At 67.4% G+C, this 24,227-nt stretch carries 23 protein-coding genes; 14 read left to right on the plus strand and 9 right to left on the minus strand.

Annotated elements, in window-relative coordinates; translation table 11 throughout:
• Nucleotides 1-144: 144 nt before the first annotated feature.
• A complete protein-coding gene (locus CAL28_RS15880) occupies nt 145-1,146 on the plus strand; it encodes a Bug family tripartite tricarboxylate transporter substrate binding protein (RefSeq protein WP_094842267.1) in 1,002 nt (333 codons plus the stop codon).
• A 13-nt stretch (nt 1,147-1,159) separates the two neighbouring features.
• Nucleotides 1,160-2,305: a mandelate racemase/muconate lactonizing enzyme family protein gene (locus CAL28_RS15885; RefSeq protein ID WP_094842268.1), complete on the plus strand. Its 1,146-nt coding sequence runs from the start codon at nt 1,160-1,162 to the stop codon at nt 2,303-2,305.
• On the opposite strand, the gene CAL28_RS15890 is transcribed toward CAL28_RS15885, so the two are convergent.
• Together CAL28_RS15890 and CAL28_RS15895 are read right to left on the minus strand one after the other, a co-directional pair.
• Nucleotides 2,299-2,922, minus strand: a complete 624-nt coding sequence (locus CAL28_RS15890; protein WP_094842269.1) for a cysteine dioxygenase — start codon at nt 2,920-2,922, stop codon at nt 2,299-2,301. The genes CAL28_RS15885 and CAL28_RS15890 overlap by 7 nt on opposite strands.
• Nucleotides 2,919-3,905: a LysR family transcriptional regulator gene (locus tag CAL28_RS15895; protein WP_094842270.1), complete on the minus strand. Its 987-nt coding sequence runs from the start codon at nt 3,903-3,905 to the stop codon at nt 2,919-2,921. The genes CAL28_RS15890 and CAL28_RS15895 overlap by 4 nt, the downstream gene beginning before the upstream one ends.
• 199 nt (nt 3,906-4,104) lie before the next feature.
• Here CAL28_RS15895 and CAL28_RS15900 point away from each other — a divergent pair, with 199 nt between their 5' ends.
• Entirely contained in the window at nt 4,105-5,073 is a 969-nt protein-coding gene (locus CAL28_RS15900; RefSeq protein WP_094842271.1) for a Bug family tripartite tricarboxylate transporter substrate binding protein, read from the plus strand.
• A 26-nt stretch (nt 5,074-5,099) separates the two neighbouring features.
• Nucleotides 5,100-6,185 (plus strand): mandelate racemase/muconate lactonizing enzyme family protein, encoded by a 1,086-nt coding sequence (locus CAL28_RS15905; protein ID WP_094842272.1) that lies wholly within the window; start codon nt 5,100-5,102, stop codon nt 6,183-6,185.
• A gap of 69 nt (nt 6,186-6,254) precedes the next feature.
• Here the strand turns inward: CAL28_RS15905 and CAL28_RS15910 are convergent, their stop codons facing one another.
• From CAL28_RS15910 to CAL28_RS15935, 6 genes are all read right to left on the minus strand, one after another.
• Complete coding sequence (locus CAL28_RS15910; RefSeq protein WP_094842273.1) at nt 6,255-7,037, minus strand: ABC transporter permease; 783 nt, start codon at nt 7,035-7,037, stop codon at nt 6,255-6,257.
• Nucleotides 7,034-7,927 carry an ABC transporter permease gene (locus tag CAL28_RS15915; protein ID WP_094844664.1) on the minus strand — a complete coding sequence of 298 codons (894 nt, stop codon included), beginning with the start codon at nt 7,925-7,927 and terminating at the stop codon, nt 7,034-7,036. The genes CAL28_RS15910 and CAL28_RS15915 overlap by 4 nt, the downstream gene beginning before the upstream one ends.
• Before the next feature lie 28 nt (nt 7,928-7,955).
• Nucleotides 7,956-8,933 (minus strand): ABC transporter substrate-binding protein, encoded by a 978-nt coding sequence (locus CAL28_RS15920; RefSeq protein WP_254926287.1) that lies wholly within the window; start codon nt 8,931-8,933, stop codon nt 7,956-7,958.
• A gap of 96 nt (nt 8,934-9,029) precedes the next feature.
• Nucleotides 9,030-10,331: an NAD(P)/FAD-dependent oxidoreductase gene (locus tag CAL28_RS15925; protein WP_094842275.1), complete on the minus strand. Its 1,302-nt coding sequence runs from the start codon at nt 10,329-10,331 to the stop codon at nt 9,030-9,032.
• 20 nt (nt 10,332-10,351) lie between these two features.
• The gene (locus tag CAL28_RS15930; RefSeq protein WP_094842276.1) at nt 10,352-11,068 is read right to left on the minus strand and encodes an HAD-IA family hydrolase; all 717 of its coding nucleotides are present in this window, start codon (nt 11,066-11,068) and stop codon (nt 10,352-10,354) included.
• Between the two features lie 82 nt (nt 11,069-11,150).
• Nucleotides 11,151-12,233 (minus strand): ABC transporter ATP-binding protein, encoded by a 1,083-nt coding sequence (locus CAL28_RS15935; protein ID WP_094842277.1) that lies wholly within the window; start codon nt 12,231-12,233, stop codon nt 11,151-11,153.
• Between the two features lie 223 nt (nt 12,234-12,456).
• Here CAL28_RS15935 and CAL28_RS15940 point away from each other — a divergent pair, with 223 nt between their 5' ends.
• Together CAL28_RS15940 and CAL28_RS15945 are read left to right on the plus strand one after the other, a co-directional pair.
• Nucleotides 12,457-13,134 (plus strand): helix-turn-helix domain-containing protein, encoded by a 678-nt coding sequence (locus CAL28_RS15940; protein ID WP_094842278.1) that lies wholly within the window; start codon nt 12,457-12,459, stop codon nt 13,132-13,134.
• 566 nt (nt 13,135-13,700) lie between these two features.
• Entirely contained in the window at nt 13,701-15,260 is a 1,560-nt protein-coding gene (locus tag CAL28_RS15945) for an ABC transporter substrate-binding protein (protein WP_094842279.1), read from the plus strand.
• A 19-nt stretch (nt 15,261-15,279) separates the two neighbouring features.
• Here CAL28_RS15945 and CAL28_RS15950 read toward each other — a convergent pair whose 3' ends face one another.
• Nucleotides 15,280-16,200, minus strand: a complete 921-nt coding sequence (locus tag CAL28_RS15950; protein ID WP_094842280.1) for a LysR family transcriptional regulator — start codon at nt 16,198-16,200, stop codon at nt 15,280-15,282.
• 83 nt (nt 16,201-16,283) lie between these two features.
• Between CAL28_RS15950 and CAL28_RS15955 the strand changes: the two genes are divergently transcribed.
• Genes CAL28_RS15955 through CAL28_RS15990 form a run of 8 tightly spaced genes read left to right on the plus strand, consistent with a single transcriptional unit; the run spans nt 16,284 to nt 24,135 of the window.
• Nucleotides 16,284-17,411 carry an NAD(P)/FAD-dependent oxidoreductase gene (locus CAL28_RS15955; protein WP_094842281.1) on the plus strand — a complete coding sequence of 376 codons (1,128 nt, stop codon included), beginning with the start codon at nt 16,284-16,286 and terminating at the stop codon, nt 17,409-17,411.
• Nucleotides 17,392-17,688: a (2Fe-2S)-binding protein gene (locus CAL28_RS15960; RefSeq protein ID WP_094842282.1), complete on the plus strand. Its 297-nt coding sequence runs from the start codon at nt 17,392-17,394 to the stop codon at nt 17,686-17,688. The genes CAL28_RS15955 and CAL28_RS15960 overlap by 20 nt, the downstream gene beginning before the upstream one ends.
• Nucleotides 17,685-19,085, plus strand: coding sequence for an NAD(P)/FAD-dependent oxidoreductase (locus CAL28_RS15965; protein ID WP_094842283.1), 1,401 nt, complete (start codon nt 17,685-17,687; stop codon nt 19,083-19,085). The genes CAL28_RS15960 and CAL28_RS15965 overlap by 4 nt, the downstream gene beginning before the upstream one ends.
• Nucleotides 19,082-20,317, plus strand: a complete 1,236-nt coding sequence (locus CAL28_RS15970; protein WP_094842284.1) for an NAD(P)/FAD-dependent oxidoreductase — start codon at nt 19,082-19,084, stop codon at nt 20,315-20,317. Before CAL28_RS15965 ends, CAL28_RS15970 begins: the two co-directional genes overlap by 4 nt.
• Nucleotides 20,314-21,255: an ABC transporter permease gene (locus CAL28_RS15975; protein ID WP_094842285.1), complete on the plus strand. Its 942-nt coding sequence runs from the start codon at nt 20,314-20,316 to the stop codon at nt 21,253-21,255. Before CAL28_RS15970 ends, CAL28_RS15975 begins: the two co-directional genes overlap by 4 nt.
• Nucleotides 21,252-22,127 (plus strand): ABC transporter permease, encoded by an 876-nt coding sequence (locus CAL28_RS15980; protein WP_094842286.1) that lies wholly within the window; start codon nt 21,252-21,254, stop codon nt 22,125-22,127. Before CAL28_RS15975 ends, CAL28_RS15980 begins: the two co-directional genes overlap by 4 nt.
• Complete coding sequence (locus CAL28_RS15985; RefSeq protein ID WP_094842287.1) at nt 22,124-23,116, plus strand: ABC transporter ATP-binding protein; 993 nt, start codon at nt 22,124-22,126, stop codon at nt 23,114-23,116. The genes CAL28_RS15980 and CAL28_RS15985 overlap by 4 nt, the downstream gene beginning before the upstream one ends.
• Nucleotides 23,113-24,135, plus strand: a complete 1,023-nt coding sequence (locus CAL28_RS15990; protein WP_094842288.1) for an ABC transporter ATP-binding protein — start codon at nt 23,113-23,115, stop codon at nt 24,133-24,135. The genes CAL28_RS15985 and CAL28_RS15990 overlap by 4 nt, the downstream gene beginning before the upstream one ends.
• The last annotated feature ends 92 nt before the right edge of the window (nt 24,136-24,227 follow it).

Here is a 24,227-nt window from a genome sequence, read left to right on the forward strand (position 1 = left end):
CTCATATGGAATAGATATGAGCTGATGATAAATCCATAATTGATCCTGAATACCCCCGCCCGGATAATTCGCGCAGGCATCCGGCGGCAGCCCGCCGTGCCGCGGGCCGGAGAGCCTGAAACTCCAAAGATATGGGAGACATCCATGACACACCAGCCTAACCGCGTGCGGCGGTCCTTCGTGCACGCCATGGCGGCACTCGCCCTGGCCGGGACAACGTCGGCCGCGCTTGCCGCGGACAGCTATCCCAGCCAACCCATACGCCTTATCGTGCCGTTTTCCCCTGGCGGCGCGGTCGACGCCTACGCGCGCATCGTCGCGCCCGCGCTCGGCAAGGAACTGGGGCAGAGTATCGTGGTGGACAACCGGCCGGGTGCCAGCGGCATCATCGGAACGGAAGCCGTGGCCCGGGCGCCCGCCGACGGCTACACGCTGCTGCTGGGCAATATCGCCACATTGGGCATCAATCCCGTCATCTACAAGAACAATCCCTTCGATCCACTGAAGCAACTGACGCCCATCACCAAGACGGTCGTCGTCAATTACGTGCTTGTGGTCAATCCGACCAAGGTGCCCGTGCGCACGGCGGCGGAGCTGGTCAGCTATGCCAAGGCGCATCCGGGCGTATTGAGCTACGGTTCGTCCGGCACCGGCAGCATGCAGCAAATGGCCGCCGCGCTTTTCGAGGCACGCACGCAGATCAAGATGCTGCACGTGCCTTACAAGGGCACGGGCGCGCTGCTGGGCGACCTGGTGGCGGGCCACGTGGACATGATCTTCGCCGACCAGGGCACGATGATGCAGCAGGTCAAGGCCGGCAAGCTGGCCGTGCTGGGCGTGGGCGGATTGCAGCGCGTGCCGGAGTACCCGGACATTCCCACGATCGCCGAAGCCGCCAACATCCCCGGCTTCGAAGTCGTGGCATGGCAAGGGCTGGCCGGCCCTGCCGGGCTGCCCGCCGGCGTTGTCGACAAACTCGCCAAGGCTGTCAACAAGGTCCAGTCCGACAAGGACATCCATGCGAAACTGCTGGACGCCGGCCTCGTGCCCGACGCGGGATCGCCGGAGGATTTCCGCCGCTATATCGGCTCCGAGCTCCAGAAGTGGGGCAAGGTGGCAAATGACCTTGGCGTGAAAGCCGACTGACCAGGAACCGCGAATGACGATAGAAAGTATCGAGGCCCATGTTTTCCGCGCGCCCATCGATGTGCCGGTGCGGGCCGCCGTGGGCAGTTTCAGCAACCGTCCCGCCGTTTTCGTGCGGGTCGCGGCCGCCGATGGGGCCTGGGGCTGGGGCGAAGTGTTCTGCAACTTCCCGCCGGTGGGAGCGGAACATCGGGCGCGGCTCACGCGCGACCTGGTCGCGCCGATGCTGCTCGGCAAGCCCAGCGATGACCCCAGGGGCACCTGGCGCATGCTCGACGAAGGCCTGCGCCGCATGGCGATACAGGCCGGCGAACCCGGCCCGATGGCGCAGGTGGCGTCGGCCATCGACCAGGCGCTGTGGGATATGCGGGCGCGGCGCGCGGGACGGCCGTTGTGGCGCGTCCTCGCGGACGCCGCCGGAACCGCGGCCGATGGCGCGGATGGCCGGGTCCTTCCCTATGCCAGCGGCCTCGGGCCGGACAAGGTCGCCGAAACGGCGTTGGCCAAGCAGAAGGAAGGCTATGCCGCGTTCAAGTTCAAGGTAGGCTTCGAGCCGGACCGCGACCAGGCGAACTTTCGCGACATCCGGGCGGCCCTGGGACCCAATGCCCGCATCATGGTGGACGCCAACCAGGCATGGGCGCCGGACGTCGCGGACGCACGCATCGCGGCGCTGGAGCCATTCCGTCCATATTGGGTGGAAGAGCCGCTGGCGGCCGACGAAGCGCTGTCGGACTGGCGCCGGCTCGCGCGCGGCACCACGCTGGCGCTGGCCGCCGGCGAGAACATCCGGGGCCAGGCCGATTTCCAGGCCGCCATCGATAACGGACACCTGCGCTTCATCCAGCCGGACGTCGGCAAGTGGGGCGGGATTTCCGGCTGCATGGAGGTCGCCCGCTACGCCCGGATCGCCGGCCTGACCTTCTGTCCGCATTGGCTGGGCGGAGGCATCGGACTGGCCGCCTCCATGCACCTGCGCGCGGCGCTGGGCCCGGCCGGCATGGTGGAAGTCGACGCCAATCCCAATCCGCTGCGGGAAACCGTATGGACCCTGCCGCAGGCGGTAAACGAAGATGGCTGGATCACGCTGCCCGACACACCCGGCATCGGCGTCGAGCCCGACCTCGCGGCCCTGGCCCGGTATCGCGCGCCCTACTGACCGGGCGTTTGCGCCATGGCGCGGACCGCGGCGGATCGATCCCAGATATTCGGCGTTTGCGCGCTGGAATACCCCGATACGAAGGGCTTTGCCCGACCCGTTTCGGGATCGAATACGCTGCGCCGCACCGCGCCGATATTGGCCCCGTACATGTGAATGCTGATCGACACCCGGTCCGCATGGGCGTTGTACACCTTGTGGATATCGCCTTCGGACGGCGATAACACCTCTACCGCGCCGGGCGTCAGGCGTACCGGTTCGCCCACCGGCTCGTAGCCGGCGCGGGTACCGCGGCCATAGTGCTGGCTGATCTCTTCGCCGCGCAGCATGCCGACGTAGCCCCACACCGTATGGTCATGCACGGGTGTCTCCTGGCCCGGTCCCCACACGAAGCTGACGATGCTGAAGCGCTCCAGGGGATCGCAATGAAGAAGATATTGCTGGTAGTGCTCCGCATGCGGCACGGCGCAGTCCGCGGGTAGCCAGTCGTCGTGGCTGACGAGATCGCGAAAAGCAGCCAGCAGGCCCGGGTCGGGCATCGCCACGCTGCCGGCCTGTTCGGCGCGGCGGGTCGCAAGCGCGACAAAGCCGCGCAGCCTATCGATCCCTGTACTCATGTCGGTCCTCTTTTTCGATGCCGGGAGGAAGGTTTGATGGTAACAGGGCGGCTGGAGGCATCGCCGGTACGCGCGCGCGGGGCGGCCTCCTGGACACCTTCCGGCGGATACAGATCCTGCACGACCTGCAGGAATTCTTTCAATAGCCGCGTCTCGGGGCGCGCTTTCGGGGTGGCCAGCACCAGCCGGTTGCGGATCGCCGGCGGCCCTATGCGCGCGGTTTGCAGGCGCAGCCGGTTGCCGTCGTGCATCAGCATGCTGGCCGGCGCGGCGGTATAGCCCAGGCCGTCGCCGACCAGCTTCAACAGCGTCAATACCACCCCTGCTTCCGCGACGATATTCAGTTGCACGCCGCGCGGCGCCAGCACCGAATCCACCTGCGACCGGATGGCGTTCCCGCGGCCGGGCAGCAGCATGGGATATCCCGCCAGCGCGGCCAGGGACACGCGCCTGGGCAGCGGCGGCGCGCCGGCCGGCCCCACCAGCAGGAATGCTTCGCGCGTCAGCGTGCGATAGGCCAGCTGCGGCGAAGGTGGGGGATCGTAGAGCAGCGCCACATCCAGCCGGCCCTCGATCAGCAGCTCACGCAGATGCAGGCTGATGCCCTCGGAAATCGAGACGATGGCGCGCGGCAGGCGTTCGCGCATTGTCGAAACCATCGGCGACGCCATGGACAGAGCGACCTGCGACGGCAGGCCGACCGCGAGACGGCCGGCCGGATTCAGGTGCAGGTCGCGCAGCTCTTCGCGCGCCTTGCGGGCCGAATTCAACATGGCGCGCGCGTGCAGGAGCAAGGCGGCGCCGGCCTCCGTGGGAACCGCGCCGCGACCCGTGCGCGTCAGCAGGCGCTGGCCGACGTCCGCTTCCAGCAGCGCGATCTGGTGGCTTAGCGTGGATTGCACGAGATTCAGCGCGACGGCCGCCCGCGTAAAGCTTTTCGCGTCCGCAACGGCCACGAAATAGGCCAGCTGTCGAAGATCCATGGCGTCCGCCTCCTGCGCGGGTGACGGCCTGCCGGCAAGGCGTCGGTGCCATCGATATCCAGCATAGCTGATATCGACGAACGCCCCGCGCGCGCCGCAGGCGGCCACGACATAATCATCCGCGCCGCCCTTTGTCCGGAGGGCGAAACAAACGAAACAAGAGCCCGGCCGCAGTCCGGGCACATCGAGAGGAGCAGTCATGCGCTTTGTGCTTGCCATCGTGGCCGCGCTGCTGGCGGCGTCCGCCGCCGCGGCCGACGCCGATACCTACCCCAATCGCCCCGTAACCATCGTCGTGCCGTATACGGCAGGCGGCGGCGTGGATACGGTGACGCGCATCCTGGCGCCGCTGCTATCCAAACGCCTGGGACAACCCGTGCTGATCGAAAACCGCGCGGGCGTATCCGGCATGGTCGGCTCGCAGATGGTCGCCCGCGCCAAGCCGGACGGCTATACCCTGCTGGCAGGCAACACGACGACCAATGTTTCGAACCTGTTCGTCTACAAGCAATTGCCCTACGATCCGCGCAAGGACTTCACCCCCATCGTCATGGTGGACCGCGGGCCCTGCGTGCTGGTCGTGCCGCCCGACAGCAAGTTCAACTCCGTGCAGGACATCATCCACGAACTGAAGTCGCAACCGCCCGACACGCTGAATTACGGCACCAGCGGCAATGGCAGCTTCCACCATATGTCGGCGGCCCTTTTCATGAGCATGACGCACACGCACATGCGGCAGATCGCCTACAAGGGCAGTCCGAACGTCATGACCGACCTGATGGGCAAGCGGCTGGATATGGCGTTCGAGGTCATACCCGTGGCGGAACCCCTGATCAAGGCCGGGCGGCTGAAGGCCCTGGCGGTCACCAGCAAAACGGAAATGACCGCCCTGCCCGGCGTGCGTCCGGTGGCCGACCTGGGGCTGCCCGGTTTCGAGATGGTTGCGTGGAAAGGGATCTTCGCGCCGGCCGGCACGCCGGCCCCCATCGCCGACCGGCTGGGCCGCGAACTGTCGGAGATCGTGCGCATGCCGGAGGTGCAAAAGCGGCTGGAAGCCCTGGGCGTAATCGCGGACGGCCGTCGCAACGAGGCGTTCGGCAAGGTGGTGCAAGCGGACATCGCCTATTGGGGTCCCATCCTGCACGCGGCCGGCGTCGTTCCTGAATAGCACCACCCGAATCGCTTATCGCCACTATGAAAATCACCAAACTGAATCTGCAGGCCGTCAGCGTTCCGCTGCCTGCCCCCATCCCCAGCGCGCGCATCGTCATCAGGACGGCGGATTGCGTACTCGTCACGCTGGAAACCGACGAAGGCGCGACCGGCGAAGGCATGGTGTTCACGCTGAACGGCCACCGGCTGTCCGTGCTGCACGAAACCCTGCGCAGCCTGGAGCCGCTGGTGCTTGGACTGGATCCCGGCATGAGCGGTGCCTTCTGGTCGCGCGCCTGGTCGGATATCTCGTTCCTGGGCCATCGCGGCGCTACCGTAGTGGGCATGGCGGGCATCGACATGGCGTTGTGGGATCTGCGCGGCAAGCAGGCCGGGCTGAACGTCGGCCGCCTGATCGGCGCCTGCCGCGACGCGCTGCCGATCTACCGCAGCGGCAGCCTGCGGCTGTCTGCGTCCATCGACCAGTTGCAGAAGGAGGCCGCCGGTTTCGTCAAGGACGGCTATCGCGCCATGAAGATGTCCTTGGGCAAGCCCGGCATGCAGGAAGATGTGGAGCGGGTCCGGGCGGTGCGCGAGGCGATCGGGCCGGGGGTGCGGCTGATGGCGGACTGCAATCAGCAGTTCACGCCCGACCGGGCGATCCGGCTGGGACGGCGGCTGGAAGAATTCGAACTGGGCTGGATCGAAGAGCCGGTGCCTTATCACGACCATGCCGGCGAGGCGCAGGTCGCCGCCGCGCTGGATACGCCCGTGGCCAGCGGCGAAAGCGAGTATGCGCGCTTCGGCATGATGGAGATGCTGCAGCGCAAATCCGCCGACATCCTGATGCCCGACCTGCAGCGCATGGGCGGCCCCACCGAATTCCTGAAGGTCGCGCACGCCGCGGAATTCTTCAACACGCCGATCTCGCCGCATCTTTTCACGGAGATGAGCCTGTCGCTGGCCGCCGCGCTGCCCAATGCCATGATCGTCGAGCACATGCCCTGGTTCGCCCCGCTATACGGCGCGCCGATCCCGCTGGACGCCGAGGGCAATGTCAAAGTGCCCACGGCGCCGGGCTGGGGATACTCCTTCGACCCGGAGGCGGTGGCCCGGTTCGCGGTTTGACGCCAGGGCGTAAAGCGGCGCCGGCGGGCGGGCCGGCCTGCCCGGTGTCCGGGCGCTCACGTCCGCGGATCACCGCTTGCGCCGCGCCGCCATGACAATCATGGCGAGGATAAAGGACGCCGCCGTCATCATCGTGCTGATGGAAGCGATGGTGGGATCGATCTCATCGCGCAAGGCGGTGAACATGCGCTTGGTCAAGGTCTGGTTGGCGCCGCCGGAAATGAACAGCGCGACGATGGTCTCGTCGATAGCGGAGATGAATACGAATAGCGCTCCCGACAGCACGCTGGCGCGTATCTGCGGCAGCGTGACCGTCATGAAGGCGCGCAAGCGGTTCATTCCCAGGCTGCGCGCGACCAATTCCTGCGCCGGGTCGAAATCGGCCAGGCCCGCCGTCACGGATACCACCACGTAGGGCAGGCCCAGCATGACATTGGCCAGTATCAGTCCCGGCAGGGTCGTCACCAGCCCGATCCTGGCATAGATGAAAAATACGCCGATGGCGACGATGATGACCGGCACCATCAGGGGCAGGAGCAATACGGTGCGGGCATAGCGCGCCACCCGGGCGCCGGAGGCATTGATGGCATAGGAAGCCAGCACGCCCAGCGGCGTGGCGACCAGCGTCGCCGCCACCGCGATGGTCAGACTGGTGCGGGCGGCCTGCAACCAGGCGGGATTGCCGAAAAACGCCTCGTACCAGCGGAACGAATACGCGCGGGGCGGGAAGGTCAGAAAGCGCGCATCCGAAAACGACATCGGCACGATGATAAGCACGGGCACGATCAGGAACAGCAGCACCAATGCCACCAGAAGGAAATATGCGAAGCGGACCGGCATACGAGACGTCATCGCGTGACCACGACCTTATCCAGCGGCAGCACGCGCGTGACGGCCGCGAAGATGATGAAGACGCATAGCAGCAGGACCACGCTGACGGCGCTGGCCGCGCCCCATTGGTTATAGAGCTCCACGTTCCGGCTGACGATCATGGACACCATCACGGTGCGGCCGCCGCCCAGCAGTTCCGGCGTGATGTAAAAGCCCAGGCACAGGACGAAAACCAGGGTGGACCCGGCCAATATGCCGGGCAGCGACAAAGGCAGGAACACCCGCCGGAACACGTGCGCGGGCGATCCGCCCAGGCTGGCGCCGGCCATGAGCAGATCGCGCGGAATCTTCTGCATGGTGGCGTACAGCGGCAGGATCATGAACGGCAGCAGGATATGCACGGTGCCGATCACGGTGCCGGGTTCGTTGTAGATCAGTCCGAGCGGCCGATCGATCAGGCCGGCGCCCAGCAGGGCTTTGTTCACGACGCCGGTACGCTGCAGCAGGATCAACCAGGCATAGGCACGCACCAGCACGCTGGTCCAGAACGGCACCAGCACGAGCACCAGCACCGCCACGCGCCAGCGGCTGGGCAAGGCGGCGGCGGCATACGCGACCGGATAGCCCAGCAGCAGGGCCAGCAAGGTGGTGACGGCGGCGATGCGGAACGTCAGCAGGAAGGTATTCAGATAGATGTCTTCAGTGAAAATGCGCCGGTAATGCGCCAGCGTGAACCCGCCGTCGTAGAAGGACTGCCAGCCCAGCCACAGCAGCGGCAGCACCAGCAGCAGTATCACCACCAGCATGGCGGGCGCGAGCAGCCCCAGCATCAGCCAGCGCTCGCGCCGCGCGTGCCGTACCGAGGCGCGGTCCGGGGCCGCATGGACAACCGCTGCGGCCCCCCCTTCCATGGCGTTCGGGTTCATCGCGTCGCCCCGGCTACTTCTGCATGAACGTCAGCCAGCGCTTTTCCGCGGCTTCGCCTGCGGGCGACGTCCACCAGTCATAGGCCATGAGCGCCTGGCGCGAGGCATTCTCCGGCGCGCTGGGCAGTTCCCTGGCCCGCTCCGCCGGGATCTTGCCGGTCTTGAAGGCGGCGGGATTGCCGGGTCCATAGTCGATCTGCGCGGGAATATTGGCCTGCAGTTCGGGGGAGATCGCCGCGTTGACGAAACGCATGGCATTGTCCAGGTTGGGCGCGTTCTTCAGCACGCACAATTGGGTACTCTGCAATACCCCCTGGTTGTAGGTAAAGCCCACGTCGTCGCCCTCCTTCATCAAGGCGCTGACGCGGCCGTTCCAGGCCATGATCATGTCCACCTCGCCATCGTGCAGCAACTGGGCCGACTGTCCTCCGGATGTCCACCAGACGGTGATGTAAGGCTTGATCTGTTCGAGCTTGCGGAACGCCCGGTCCACGTCCAGCGGGTACAGCTTGTCCGGCGGCACGCCATCGGCCATCAGCGCGGCCTCCAGCGTCGCCAGCGGGTGGTTGCGCAGCGCGCGCCGGCCGGGATACTTCTTCACATCCCAGAAATCGGCCCAACTGGACGGCGGCTTATCCTTGTACTTGCTTTTGTCGTAGGCCAGGACGCTGGAATAGAACTCATAAGCCACGGAATAATCGGACTTGTAATTGGCCGGCATGTCCTTGGCATTGGGAATCTTGCTGAAGTCCAGCTTCTCGATCAGGCCCTGCGCACCGCCGCGCAGGCAATTCACCGTGGGGGTATCCACGACATCCCAGATCGGCTTGCCGGTCTCGCCCTGCGTGCGGATCATGGGCCAGGCGTCCGGCACGCTGTCCTGGTTAATGGTGATACCCAGTTGGCGCGCCGCCGGATCCAGGATGGCCTTGGTCTGCGCCTCCTGCCAGGCGCCGCCTTGGGAAACGAAGGTGATCTGGCCGGCCGCCATCGCCGATGTGCTGACGCACAAGGACGCGGCAACCGCCGTCCGCACGAACTTGCTGTAAAGAAGCGACATGGCGACCACTCCAAGAAAAGACCGCGCTCAGCGGCCGATGGCATCCAGGAACTGATACCAGCCGGCGACCAGCCGGACGATCGGTTCCCGCAGGGGGTAACAAGGCACTGTCCTGAGTCGCGGCGCCGCGAGCAGCCCGATATCGGGCCTGCCGCCCTGGACGATATCCGCCAGGTAGCGGCCCATCAGGGTCGCCATGGCGACGCCCGCGCCGTTGTAGCCCACGGCATAGCAGATCCGCTCATCCCACGGACCGACGTGCGGCACGCTGTCCAGCGTCATGGCCACCAGGCCGGACCAGCGGTGCGTGATGCGGACCTGGGCCAGTTGGGGAAAGATGGCGGCCATCTTGCGGCGCAGCGCCGCGAAGGCCGCGTCGGAATCGTCCCTGCCGAAGGCGCCGCGGCCGCCGAACAGGATGCGATCGTCCACCTTGCGGAACCAGCGCATCATGCGCCGCGTTTCGCTGTAGCTGCGGTCTTCGCGCAGCAAGGTAGCCAGCAGCGCGGGCGGCAATGGCTCGGTCGCCACCATCGCGCTGCGGAACGGCACCAGCGTGCGAGCCAGCCGCGCCGTGGCGGGCGTCAGATCGGAATAGGCGTTGGTCGCCAGCGCGACATGCCGCGCGCTGACCGCGCCATCCGGCGTGATCACCTCCACGCGATCGCCCGCGCGGCGGATGCGCAGTACGGGGCTCTGCTCGAACAAGCGTATGCCCTGCTCCGCCAAATTGGCCGCCAGGCCGCGGGCGTAGTTCAGCGGATGGATCAGCCCGGCCTGCGGATTCAGCAAGCCGCCCACGAAGTCGCTCGAACCGGTTTCGTCGATGACCTCCTGGCGCGACAACAGGCGCGAGCTGGTGTCGCCCATGTTGCTCGCCAGCCAGTCACGCTCGTCGCGCAGCCGCGCCAGGGCGATATCGTTATGCGCGCAACGCAGATTTCCGGCGATGCGCAAGCGGGCGTCGGCGATGCCGCAGGCATCCACGGTTTCCGCCACGAGGTCGACGGCCTCGTGCGCCAGCGCCGCCATGCGCCTTGCCATGTCCATGCCGTAGCGGCTGGCGCAGTCGGCGAAGGACAGGCGGAATTTTCCGGAAACCACGCCGCCGTTGCGGCCGCTCGCGCCCCAGCCGATGCGGCTGGCGTCCACCACGACCGGATCCAGGCCGCGCAAGGCGAGGTGGCGCGCGGTGGACAACCCCGTGTAGCCGCCGCCCACGATGGCGACATCGCATTGCACGATATTCTTCAAGCGAGGATAACGATGCTTGAGCGCCGCCGTCTCACGCCACAGCGAAGCGATCTCCGGAAAAGGCGGCGGATTCATGGCGGCTCCCGTGGACCGGCTCAGCCGCGCGCGTAAGCCGCGTCGACGGCATCGGCCAACTGCGCCAGGCTGGCATAGTGATAATCCGGCTGCGTGACGGACTTGGGTTCCGGCGTGCCGCCCCACCCGCTCATGCCCTGCCTGCGCTCGATCCAGCAGACGGCGTAGCCCAGCTCCCGGGCCACGCCGATATCGTGGTATTGGCTCTGGGCCACATGCAGGATGTCGGACTGCCGGTAGCCGAAGGCCGACTGCCGTCCGCGGTTGAAGGCGAAGAACTGCGGGTCCGGCTTGGCCGTGCCGGTCTCGTCGCAGGTGACGCTATCGTCGAAGGGATTGCCCAGCGTGTGCGCATAGGCGGTAAAGGCGGTGCGGTCCGCGTTGGTCATCGCCACCAGCCGATAGCGTTTGCGCAGGCGCTGCAGGGCCGCGGCGGAATCGGCGAAGCCCGGCCAGCGCAGCACGGCAAGCTGGAAGGCGTCGGCGGTCGCTTCGTCGCTCCGGAAGCCGAGCTCCTTGGCCAAATGCAGATAAACGTCCTTCATGGCGACGCTGGACCGGCCGTAGTGAAGATCGCGGCCCCGCTTGTAGGCCTCGAATATCTCGTCCTCGGACGCCTTGACGGCGTTGTCGCCGCCCAGGCTGCGTATGGAGTCGATCACGCCCTTCTCGAAATCGATAAGCGTGCCGACGACGTCGAAGGTAAGCACTTTGAAACTATCCAGGGATGCGGGCATATCGGTTCTCTCGGATCCTAGTATTGGCCGGCAGACGGTCCGGCGCCGTGCACGAAAGCTTGCCGCGGCAATGCCGGGGCGATCAGGCGGCCCGGGGCACCACGATGGTGTCTTCGGGATGCAGCGATACCGTCATCGATTCCCCCACCGGCTTTATCCGTTGCCGGCCAATGTGGTGCGCGGGCTGGCGCAGGCTGACCCGCGCCCCGCCTTCCAACTGCAGGAAAACGCGCACGCTCTCGCCCTGGAACACCACGTCCGTCACGCGGCCGGTCAGCCGGTTGGATGCGCCGGAGTCGGCGGATGCGTCGATCAACAGCTTTTCCGCCTGTATCGCCAGGAAGAGTTCGGCCTGGTCGGGCAGCGCATACGCGCAGCGCAATGTGGTGGCGCCCAGGCGTATCGAATCATTGCCCGCGCGCTCGACCGGCAGCAATGTCGATTCGCCGATAAACCCGGCCACGAAGGCATCCTTGGGCCGGTTGTGCAGGCGCTCGGGCGTATCGATCTGCACCAGCCTTCCTTTATTCAGGATGGCCACGCGGTCGCTCATGGTCAGGGCTTCGCGCTGGTCGTGGGTCACGTAGATGATGGTCGCGCCCAGTTTGGCGTGCAGTTGGCGCAACTCGATCTGCATGTTCTCGCGCAATTGCTTGTCCAGCGCCGACAGGGGCTCGTCCATCAGGATCAAGCGCGGCTCGAACACGATGGCGCGCGCCAACGCGACCCGTTGGCGCTGGCCGCCCGACAACTCGGAGATGCGGCGGTGCTCGTAGCCGGCCAGTTCGACCGTGGCCAGCGCATCGCGCACCTTGGCGGCCCATCCCGCCCTGGGCTGCCGGCGCGCGCGCAGCGGATAGGCGACGTTCTCGCCCACCGTCATGTGCGGAAACAGCGCATAGCTCTGGAACACGATGCCGATGTCGCGTTTATGTGGCGGCAGGTAAGTAATGTCGCGCCCGCCCAGCCGCACCGACCCGGATGTCGGCGGCACGAAACCGCCCAGCACGCCAAGGAAGGTCGTCTTGCCGGAACCGGATGGCCCGAGTATGGAGACGAACTCACCGGGCGCCACGTCCAGGCTCACATCGTCCAGAGCGCGAAACGCCTCGTACTGCTTGGTGGCGTTCTCGATGACGACACCAGCCACATGGGAATCAGCCATAGTCAGCCTGCCCAAGAAAGTGAACCCCACGCCACGCCGGCAACGCCGGCCCGCTGCGCCCCCCGTGGGGGCGCTTTTGCCGCAGGGCCGCCCCAAGGCTAAAAAACAGCAATCGGTGAAACGTCCCAGCCGGAAATTTCACCGCTAGTGAAAAGACTGATAGGGAGTTTTAGTTATAGTGAATAAAATGTCACGCTGTGGTTTTCCCCTAGGACCAACCTGAATGCCCTCGAAAAAATCGCCGGCCGTTTCCGACCGCCCGCGCGCGCGCAAAGCGCGAACGCCGACAGCCATCGCTCGCGAGGCTTCGGCCGATAACGGCGACCATGCCGATAGCGCCGAATTGCTGCGTATCGGCTCGATCGCGCGCGACCTGCGCAAACGGGCGGGCCTGGGATTGCAGGCGCTGGCCGAACGCGCCGGCATTTCCGCCGCGATGCTCAGCCAGATCGAGCGCGGCCTGTCGACGCCTTCGCTGCGATCGCTGCGCTTGTTGAGTGAAGCCCTGGAGATACCGATCTCGCGCTTTTTCGAACAACCCGCGCAAGCGCGGCCGCCCTCGTTCGTGGTGCGCATGAACGAACGGCGCCGGCTGCGGCTCAGTCCCACCGGCGTGATCAAGGACCTGATCTCGCCCGACAGTCCGTCGTGGATCGAGATGTACGAATTGCGCCTGCTGCCGGGCGGCTCGTCGGGCAACGACTTCCACCGCCATGACGGCGAAAAAGCGGGATATGTGCTGGAGGGCCAGCTGCAATTGATGCTGGGGCAGGAAACCTTCGTCTTGAATCCGGGAGACGCCTTCCGCTTTCCCTCCATCGTTCCGCACATGTTTCGCAATCCCTCGGAAGACGCCGCACGGATCATCTGGATCAACGCATCGGCCGCGACACGGGAGTAGTGGCCAGGCGGAGCAGCAAGCCGGCTTGCCGGCGCAGCGTGGGGGTGTTTTTGCCGCCGGGCCGCCCCAAGGCAAAAAGCCCCCTCGGGGGGCAGCAAGCCGGCTTGCCGGCGCGGCGTGGGGGTGTTTTTGCCGCCGGGCCGCCCCAAGGCAAAAAGCCCCCTCGGGGGGCAGCAAGCCGGCTTGCCGGCGCAGCGTGGGGGTGTTTTTGCCGCCGGGCCGCCCCAAGGCAAAAAAGCCCCCTCGGGGGGCAGCAAGCCGGCTTTGCCGGCGCGGCGTGGGGGTGTTTTTGCCGCCGGGCCGCCCCAAGGCAAAAAAGCCCCCTCGGGGGGCAGCAAGCCGGCTTTGCCGGCGCGGCGTGGGGGCTTTTTTTGTAACGGTGGCTTATCCGTAATAACCATTACATCCCGCGGAGTTCGAGCCGAGCTCCCTGGGGCGCCTCGCGCACCCGAAAGCATCCTATAACCCCTGGGAATAGCCGTAGTCATTTAGCGACCTTGACGCTATAGATGTGCCGATCTACCTTGCGACCGTCGCGACTCCACATGCGGCCTTCAAGGGGAATCATGAAACGTCCTGTCCTGTCCGTCCTCGCCATTGCCCTGCTCGCACTGGGCGCCACCGCCAACACGCCGGCCGGCGCCGCCGACAGGCCGGAACTGCGCATCAGTTCCGGCGCCGCCGACAACGCGACGCTGGACCCGCATCGCGCCACCTCCACGGTGGACAAGGGAGTGGCCGCCGAGATGTTCAACGCGCTGGTGCGCTTCCCGCCCGGCAGCGCGGATCCGAAGGCGCTGGAGCCGGACCTGGCCACCAGTTGGGAGGCGTCGCCCGATAGCAAAATCTGGACCTTCCATCTGCGCAAGGGCGTGCAATTCCACGGCGGCTATGGCGAACTGAAGGCCGCCGACGTGGTCTATTCGCTACAACGCGCGGCCGATCCGAAGCGGTCCAGCTTCGCGTCCACCTTCGATGTGCTGGACAAGGTCGAGGCGGTGGATGACTACACTGTCCGCATCACGCTGAAGTACCCGGACGCCGCCTTCCTGGGACGCGTATCGAACTACCATGGCGGCAATATCGTCAGCATGAAGGCCGCCGAAAAGCTGGGCGACAAGTTCGGAGCGGGCCCCATCGGCACCGGCCCCTACGCGTTCGCCGAGCATGTCACCCAGCAGTACGTCAAACTGGTGGCCAACGACGCATACTTCCGCGGCAAGCCCAAGGTCGGCGCCATCGTCTACCGCATGATTCCTTCGGACAGCGCCCGCGAACTGGCCTTTACCTCCGGCGAAATCGACATCATGCAGGGCAAGCGCGAACAGCGCTGGGTCGAGCGTTCGGCCAAGCGCGGCATGAAGGTCGACATCTTCGATCCCGCCGAGTTCCGCACGCTGCACATCAACCGCACCATCAAGCCGCTGGACAACCTGAAAGTGCGCCAGGCCATCGCGGCCGCCGTCAACGTCGACGAGATCGTGCGCTACGCCGGCAAGGATGTGGCGGACAAGGGCTGTTCGGTGGTGCCCAACGGCTATCTGGGCGAGGACTGCAGCGCCGGCGCCTATGCCTACGACGTGGCCAAGGCCAAAAAGCTGCTGGCCGAGGCCGGTTTCCCCAACGGCATCGAAATCAAGTCGGTGGTTTCCAATATCTCCGCGCAACAGCCCATCATGGAAATCGTCCAGGCGCAGCTGGCCAAGGCCGGCATCAAGCTGGACATGGAAGTGGTCGACCACGCCACCTACCAGGCCAAGAGCAGGAAGGACCAGAGCGCCCTGGTGTTCTACGGAGCGGCGCGCTTTCCCAACGCCGACGCCTACCTGAGCGAGTTCTACGATTCGTCCGCGGCGATAGGCGCGCCCGCGGCGCAGTCGAATTTCTCGCATTGCTCGGTGGCCGACGCGGACATCCGCGCGGCGCGTCAGGAGCCGGACGCGAAAAAGCAGCTGGCCTTGTGGAAGGACGCGCAGGTCAAGATCCATGACGACGTCTGCGCCATTCCGCTGTTCGGCCTGAAGCAGGTCTGGGCCCACGGCAACGGCGTGGACTATGGCTATGCCCTGAAAGGCGCGCTGAACCTGCAGCCGCCGGTCACGGAGGCAACCACGGTCAAACGCTAGTGGTCCGCGCGCGGCGCGATCAGCCGCGCGCCTTGCGCACATCGCGCGGGACCTGCGCGGCGACCTCGCGCGCGGCCGCCACGAAACCCTCGACCAGTCCGGCGTTGCGCGACGCCCGCATCGTGCACAACTGGAAGTGGAACTGCACTTCCGGGTCGAAACGCCGCAATACGAGACGATTCTGAAAGCCATCGGCAAACAGCGGATGAAACAAAGACACGCCCAGGCCCGCCGCCACGAACTCGCATGCGGTCGGCGCCGTATTGGTATCCAGCACCACGTTCAGGCGGATGCCTGTCCGGTCGAATGCCGACTGCACCAGCTGGTGCGTCTGGCTGTCGGCGCCGAAGGCGACGAAAGGCAGGCCGGCCAGGTCCGGGGCGCGGATCACGCGCTTGCGCGTCAGTTCGTGGTTGACGGGCAAGGCGCACATCAACGGCTGCCGGAACATCGGCTCGCGGTCGATATACGGGTTGTCGACGCGGCTGCCGACCAGCGCCACATCGATCTGCCGGGTGGCCAGCCAATCCGCAAGGAACTGCGAGCCACGGGTCTGGATGTTGACGCGCACGTCGGGATGATGGCGCAGGAAGGTCATGGTCACGCGACGGATGAAGGAGCCCGACAGCGCGGGCAGCACGCCGACGAACAGGGTGCGCTGCTCGTCGCGGCGTATCGAATCGACTGCCTGCTCGACTTGCCGCAAGCCGGTGAAGATGCGGTCGATTTCCTCGTACAACCGCATGCCGTGCGGCGTGACGGCCAGCTTGCCGCGCACGCGGTCGAACAGATGCAGGCCGCTGTCGGCTTCCAGGTGCGCCAGCAGCTTGCTGACCGCCGGCTGCGAGACGCCCAGCACCGTCGCGGCCTGGCTGACCGTGCCGTGTTCGATCACCGCCTTGAACGCCTCGATCTGCCGAAGATTCAGTGTTTCCGCCACGTATACACCCCTATAACCCTGCCGAAATGGCCGCGCGCCTGTGGCGCTTCGGGTTATAGCTTAACCGCGACCGGGAAAATCGCATGAACCGCGAGTACGACTTCATCGTCGCCGGTGCCGGCATGGTCGGCTCCGCCATCGCCATGGGCCTGGCGGGCCAGGGAAAACGCGTACTCCTGCTCGACGGCGCCGATACCGACTACCGCGCGGCCAAGGCCAACTTCGGCCTGGTCTGGGTGCAGGGCAAAGGCTACGGCAATATCCCTTATCAGCGGCTGTCTCACGAGGCGGCGCGGCTGTGGCCGGACTTCGCCCGCGACCTGGAACGCGAAACGGGCATCATGTTGCAGTACGAGAATCGCGGCGGGCTGCATTTCTGCCTGGGCGACCACGAATTCGAGGACCGCGCCAGGCGCATGGCGCAATGGGATGCCAATACCCCGGAGCTGCCGGACTGCATCGAGATGCTGGACGCCGGCGAGCTCGCGCGGCGCTTCCCGGCCCTGCGCCTGGGCAGCGCGGTCACCGGCGCCAGCTTTTGCAGCCAGGACGCCCACCTGAATCCGCTGCGCCTGCTGGCCGCGCTGCAGAGCGCCTTCCTGCGGCGCGGGGGCGTGCTCTTTAACCGGCATCCCGTGCAGGCCATCGAACCGCAGGCCGGCGGCGGCTTCCTGGTCAATGCCGGCGGCGCACGCCACACCGGCGCCAGCGTCGTGATCGCGGCCGGCCTGGGCTCCAGCGCCCTGGGCGGCATGGTGGGACTGGACGTGCCGCTGCGACCCCAGCGCGGCCAACTGCTGGTCACCGAGCGCCTGGCTCCCCTGCTGCCGCTGCCGGCCAGCGGCGTGCGGCAGACCGGCGAAGGCACGGTCATGATCGGCGTCACCCAGGAGGAAGTCGGCTACAACCTGAACACCACCACCGACGCGGCCGCCCGCATGAGCCGCAAGGCCCTGCGGGTGCTGCCCGACCTGGCCGGCGCGCGCCTGGTGCGCCATTGGGCCTGCCTGCGCGTCATGACTCCCGACGGCCGGCCGGTGTATGCCGGCTCGGCCCTGTATCCCGGCGCGTGGACCGCGCTTTGTCATTCCGGCGTCACGCTGGCGTCCTTCCACGCGGGGCCGCTGGCCCGCGCGCTGGACGACGGCGCGCTGCCGGCCTCTCTGGATGCTTTTCATCATGAGCGCTTCGATGTTTCGCAAGCTGCATGAACCCGGCGCGCAGGCGCTGAAGGTCTACATAGACGGCGAGGCCGTATCCGCCGAGCCCGGCGAAACCGTGGCCGCGGTACTGCTGCGGCAGCAGACGCCCGCCACGCGCACCACGCCCGTGCAGGAAAGCCCGCGTGCGCCCTACTGCATGATGGGCGTGTGTTTCGACTGCCTGGCCATCGTCGATGGCGTGGCTTCGACCCAGACCTGTCTGGTGACGGTACGCGAAGGCATGCAGGTACAGCGCCAGTTCGGCAAACGGAGCGTGCTGCCATGATCCGCGAATTCGATGCAGTGATCGTGGGCGCGGGCCCCGCCGGCATGAGCGCCGCCATCCGGCTGCGCGCGAGCGGCATGGCCGTGCTGGTGGTGGACGAACAGCCCGCGCCGGGCGGCCAGATCTGGCGCGCCGTGGAAACCGTGGCCGCCACGCCGGTTGGCGGGCTGCTGGGCGACGAGTACCGCGCCGGCGCGGCGCTGGCGGAGTCCTTCCGCCGCTGCGGCGCCGTCTACGAGCCCGGCACGCAGGTGTGGCAGATCGAGCCGGACTGGCACGTCTACATGACCCGCGCGGGCCGCGCGGAGGTCGTGCGCGCCGCCCAGGTGCTGCTGGCCACCGGCGCGCAGGAACGCCCCAACCCCTTCCCCGGCTGGACACTGCCCGGCGTGCTGACCGTGGGCGCGGCGCAGATCCTGTTGAAGACCTCGCGCCAGGTGCCGTCCCAGCCGGTCTGGGTCGCCGGCAGCGGGCCCCTGGTGCTGCTTTACCTGGCGCAGCTGCTGCGCGCCGGCGGCCGCGTCGCCGGCTGGCTGGACACCTCGCCCGCCGACGGCTGGCGCCGCGCGCTGCCCTATCTGGCCGATGCGTTGCGTCGTGCCGGCGAAGTCGGCAAGGGCCTGGGCTGGCTGCGCGAACTGCGCCGCGCCGGCGTGCGCCGCATCCGCGGCGTGCGCGAGTTTCGCGCGCTGGGCGAAGGCCGCCTGCAGCAGATCGAATACACCACGCGGGACGGCCGCACGGTGCGCGCCGATGCGCACGTGTTGCTGGCCCACGAGGGCGTCGTGCCATCCATCCATATGACGCGCGCGCTGGAATGCGAGCATGCCTGGAGCGACCGCCAGGCCTGCCTGGCGCCCGTCCTGGACGACTGGGGCCAGACCAGCCGGACCGGCGTCTACGTGGCCGGCGACGGCGCGGGTATCGGCGGCGCCACGGCGGCGACCGCGCGCGGCGAGATCGCGGCGCTGGGCATGGCGCTGCGCGCGGGAAAAATAAACGAAGCCGCGGCGGCATCGGCAGCCGCCCCGGTGCGCCGGGCCCTGGCGGACATGCTGCGCCTGCGCCCCATGCTGGACGCCATGTATCCGCCCCGGCCCGGCGTCTTCGCGCCCTCCGACGACACCATCGTCTGCCGCTGCGAGGAGCTCACCGCAGGGGATATCCGCAAGGCCGCGGACCTGGGCCAGCCCGGTCCCAACCAGATCAAATCGTTTACCCGCGCCGGCATGGGCCCTTGCCAGGGGCGCCAATGCGGGTACACCATCGCGCACATCCTGGCGGATAAACAGCGGCGGCCGGTGGCCGAAGTCGGCTTCTACCGTATCCGCCCTCCCCTCAAGCCGCTGACGCTGGGCGAACTGGCCAGCCTGGACACCGGGGACGACGCCAAATGAGCCATCGTGCCTACGATGCCGTCATCATCGGCGGCGGCCTGCATGGCCTTTCCGCCGCGCTGCACCTGGCGCGCGGCGGAGCCCGTGTCGTCGTGGTGGAAAAACACTGGGTCGGGCGCCACGCGTCCGGCGCCACCGCCGCCGGCGTGCGCACCTTGAATCGCGACCTGGGCGAACTGGACCTGTCGCTGGAAGCCATGGACATGTGGCACGGCATGGCGGGCCTGGTCGGCGACGACTGCGGCTTCCATGCGAACGGCCAGGTCTGCGTGGCGGAGAACCCGGCGGCGCTGGCGCGCCTGCAGGCGCGGGTGGACGGCCTGCGCGCGTCCGGCTACACCCACGAGGAAATCATCGGCCCCGACGAGCTGCGCCGCCTGCTGCCGGAACTGAGCACGCACTGCGTGGGCGCGTCGATCGCGCGCCGCGACGGCGCGGCCGATCCGCACCGCGCGCTGCGGGCCTTCCGCGCCAGCGCCCTGCAGGCCGGGGCGGAACTGGTGGAACATTGCGGCATCGTCGCCCTCGAACGGCGCGGCGCGGACTGGCGCATCGTCGGCGAAGGCGGGCGGGAGTGGACGGCGCCGGCGGTGGTCAACGCGGCGGGCGCCTGGTCGGCGCGCATCGCCGCGCTGGTGGGCGACGATATCCCGCTGGCCACCAAATCATCGATGATGATGGTCAGCGAACGGCTGCGCCCATTCATCCGGCCGGTGGTCTCCATCATGGGACGGTCCCTGTCCTTCAAGCAATCGGACCAGGGCACGCTGGTCATCGGCGGCGGCCTGCAGGGCATACCGGACCTGGACAAGGAAACATCCACCGCGCGCATGCGCGTGCTGGCCAAGGGCGCGAAGGCGTCCACGGATCTGTTCCCCGCGGTGCGCGACATCCGCATCGTGCGCGTGTGGGCCGGACTGGAAGCCAAGACAGAGGATCTGCTGCCGGTGGTATGCCCATCGCCCAATGCACCGGGCGTCTTCCATGCCTTCGGCTTTTCAGGGCATGGCTTCGAACTGGTTCCGGTCGTTGGCGCGGCCATGGCGGACCTGGTATTGCGCGGGCAAACCGCGCGCGCCATCCAGAACCTGGACGCGCGGCGGCTGATGCCGGACCAGCCCAAGGACGCGGGCACGCCATGGGTGGCCAAGACCGCGCGCACCGCCCCCGAGGCCGTGCCGGCATCCGTGCAAGGCACCGCGCAAAGTACCGTGCAAGGAGCACCATCATGATGCGCTACGCCGTCAAGCGCCTGCTGCTGGCGATACCCACCCTGTTGGCCATGCTGACGGCGGTATTCGTCCTCGTGCGCCTGGTCCCGGGCGATCCGGCCGCCGTCATGCTGGGCGACCAGGCCAGCGCCGCGGCGCTGGCGGCATTGCGCGAACGGCTGGGCCTGGACCAGCCCGTACAGTTGCAATACCTGCACTTCCTGCGCGACATGCTGTCGGGCAACTTCGGCGTGTCGATGGCCAGCGGCCGCACCGTGCTGCAGGAAGTGGCGCTGGTGCTGCCCTGGACATTGCAGCTGACCGCCGCATCCATCCTGATCGGCGTGCTGTTCGGCCTGCCGCTGGGCATGTGGGCGGCGCTGCGGCGCAACGCCTGGCCGGATTACCTGGGCCGCGTGCTGTCGCTGACAGGCCTGTCTTTTCCGGCCTTCGTCTCGGCGATCCTGATGCTGCTGGCCTTCGCCATCGAATTGCGCTGGTTCCCGGTCATCGGCAGCACGGTATCGGGCGACTGGAGCGCGCAGCTGCGCGCGCTGGTTCTGCCGGCCTTCAACCTGGGGCTGATCATGACCGCTTATGTCATGCGCGTCACCCGTTCGTCCATGCTGGGCGTGATGGGGGAAGACTACGTGCGCACGGCGCGCGCCAAGGGCGTGCGCCCCTTGCGCCTGGTGCTGCGTCACGGCCTGCGCAACGCCCTGATCCCCATCGTGACCGTCGTCGGCCTGTATTTCGGCACGCTGATCGGCAACTCGGTCCTGACGGAGATCGTCTTCAACCGGCCCGGCCTGGGCAAGCTGATCCTGGGCGCGCTCAACACGCGCGACTACACGCTGCTGCAAGGCCTGATGGTGGTCTTCGCCGCCTGCGTCATCCTCGTCAACCTCCTGACCGACCTGGTGTACGGGCTGGTCGATCCCCGGGTGAAATACAAATGAGCGCCATCGCCGCCCCCGCTCCCGCCACCCGGCCCAACGCGCTATGGCAGGCCCTGCGCCGCAATCGCCTGTCCTGGGTCGGCCTCGGGCTACTGTTGCTGATCGCCCTGGTGGCCCTGCTGGCGCCGTGGATCGCGCCGCACGACCCGCTGCAGCAGAACATCGCCTATCGCCTGGACCCGCCGTCGGCGGAATTCTGGCTGGGCACCGACAGCTACGGCCGCGACGTGCTGTCGCGCCTGATCTACGGGGCCCGCGTATCGCTGCTGGTGGGCTTCGTCGCCATCCTGATCGCGATGTCCATCGGCGCCTCGCTGGGCATCCTGGCGGGCTATATCGGCGGATTGCTGGACCAGTTCATCATGGGCCTGGTGGACGTGCTGCTGTCCTTCCCCACGCTGCTGCTGGGCTTGATGGTCGCGGCCATGCTGGGCGCCAGCCTGGAGAACCTGATCATCGCCATCGCCATCACCGAGATCGCGCCCTTTGTGCGCGTGGCGCGGGCGCCCACCATCGCCTTGAAACAGCGCGACTTCGTCGAAGCCGGCCGCGCGCTGGGCTACGGTCCGCTGCGCCTGATGGGCGTGCACATCCTGCCCAACATGATCTCGGACGTGGTCGTGCTGGGTTCGCTGTGGATGGCGTCCGCGATCCGCACGGAAGCCTCCCTGAGCTTCATCGGCCTGGGCGTCCCGCCGCCGGCGGCCACCTGGGGCGGCATGATCCGCGAGGGCTTCGAGAACATCCTGGATGCCTGGTGGCTGACCGTCTTTCCCAGTGTCGCGATCCTGCTGACGGTGCTGGCCTTGAACCTGTTGGGCGACGCGCTGCGCGATGCCATCGACCCCAAGCTGCGCTCGGAGCACTCATGACCACAACGGATGCCGTCCTGGAGCTGCGCGGCCTGCGCACGGAATTCCGCATCGGCGGCGCCTGGCACGCGGCCGTGCGCGACGTCTCGCTATCGGTGGACCGGAACGAAACCCTGGCCGTCGTGGGTGAATCGGGCAGCGGCAAGAGCGTGACGGCGCTGTCGATCCTGCGCCTGCTGCCGTCCACCGGCGCCCGGCACGGCGGCGGGCAGGTATTGCTGGAAGGCAAGGACCTGGCCACCCTGCCCGAAAAAGAGATGGCGCGCCTGCGCGGCGACGCCATCGCCATGATCTTCCAGGAGCCGATGACGTCGCTGAACCCGACGATGACCGTGGGCGACCAGATCGCCGAGGCCGTCCGCCAGCACCGCGGCATTTCCTGGCGCGAGGCGCGCGCCCTGGCGGTGCAGGCGCTGGAAGAGGTCAAGATACCGGCCGCGGCCAGCCGCTACGACGACTATCCGCACCAGTTCTCCGGCGGCATGCGCCAGCGCGTGATGATCGCCATGGCCCTGGCCTGCAAGCCCAAGGTGCTGCTGGCCGACGAACCTACCACCGCGCTGGACGTCACCATCCAGGCGCAGATCCTGAGCCTGCTGGCCGACCTGAAAACCGCGCGCGGCATGGCGGTGGTGTTCATCACCCACAACCTGGGCGTGGTGGCGCAGATCGCCGACCGCGTGGCCGTCATGTACGCCGGCGAGGTCGTCGAAACGGCCGACGTCGACACCTTGTTCGCGCGACCCACGCATCCCTATACCGAAGCCCTGCTGCGCGCCATGCCGCGCGTGGATACCGACGCCGAGTCGCTCGAACCCATCGCCGGCAGCGTGCCGCCCATCACGGCCATCCCGCCGGGCTGCGCCTATGCGCCGCGCTGCCCGTTGCGGCAGCCCCGCTGCGACACGGCGCGCCCCGCGCTGGAAGCCGTCGACGGATCGCACCAGGTGCGCTGCCTGGTGCGCGCGCCATCGAAAGGACAGTCATGAACAGCACCCATACGCCTGTGCGCAACGACGAGCCGCATGCGCCCCTGCTCCAGGTAAACGGCCTGGTGAAGCACTTCCGCAGCGGCGGCGGCTGGCTGGGCGGGCGCCGGCAAACCGTCCACGCCGTCAATGGCGTGTCCTTCGACGTCGGGCGCGGCCAGTCGCTGGGGCTGGTGGGCGAATCCGGTTGCGGCAAATCCACCGTGGCACGCATGCTGCTGCGCCTGATCGACCCCGACGCGGGCAGCATCCGCTTCGAGGGACAGGACCTGGCAACCGCGGGCGCCGCGCAACTGCGCGCGCTGCGCCAACGCATGCAGATCGTTTTCCAGGACCCCTATGCGTCGCTGAACCCGCGGCGGACGGTGCGGCAAACGCTGGCCGAACCGCTGCGCGTGCATGGCCTGGGCGATGCCGCCGCGATCGACGCCAAGGTATCGCGCACCATCCAGGAAGTCGGGCTGCCGCTGTCCGCGCTGGACCGTTATCCGCACGAATTTTCCGGCGGCCAGCGCCAGCGCATCGGCATCGCGCGCGCGCTGGTGCTCGATCCGCAATTGATCGTTGCCGACGAACCGGTATCGGCGCTGGACGTATCGGTGCAGGCGCAGATCCTGCAGCTGCTGGAACGCCTGAAGCGCGAACGCGGATTGTCCTTCGTCTTCGTATCGCACGACCTGGGCGTGGTCCGGCATTTCTGCGATACGGTGTGCGTGATGTACCTGGGGCGCGTGATCGAGCAGGGTCCCACCCGCCAGGTACTGGACGCGCCGCGGCATCCCTACAGCCGCGTGCTGCGCGACTCGTCGCCGGTGCCCGACCCGCGCGCCCGCATCGCGCTGGCGAAGATCACCGGCGAGATCCCCGCGCCGACCAACCTGCCGGCGGGCTGCACGTTTCATCCGCGCTGCACCAACGCGCGCCCGGATTGCTCCACCCGGATACCGGAGCTCGCTCACCGGGCCGACGCCGCCGACCGCTCTGTCGCGTGCTTCTATCCACTGGTATCGCCGACATAAATCCCGCCGGCACATGGGCCGACAGCGCCCATGGCCTGCTCCTTGTCGGCGGAGTCAAAGACCCGTCCTTCAACAAGAACATCGGCATATAC

Origin of the sequence: Bordetella genomosp. 11, from assembly GCF_002261215.1 — a bacterium.
GTDB lineage: Bacteria > Pseudomonadota > Gammaproteobacteria > Burkholderiales > Burkholderiaceae_B > Bordetella_C.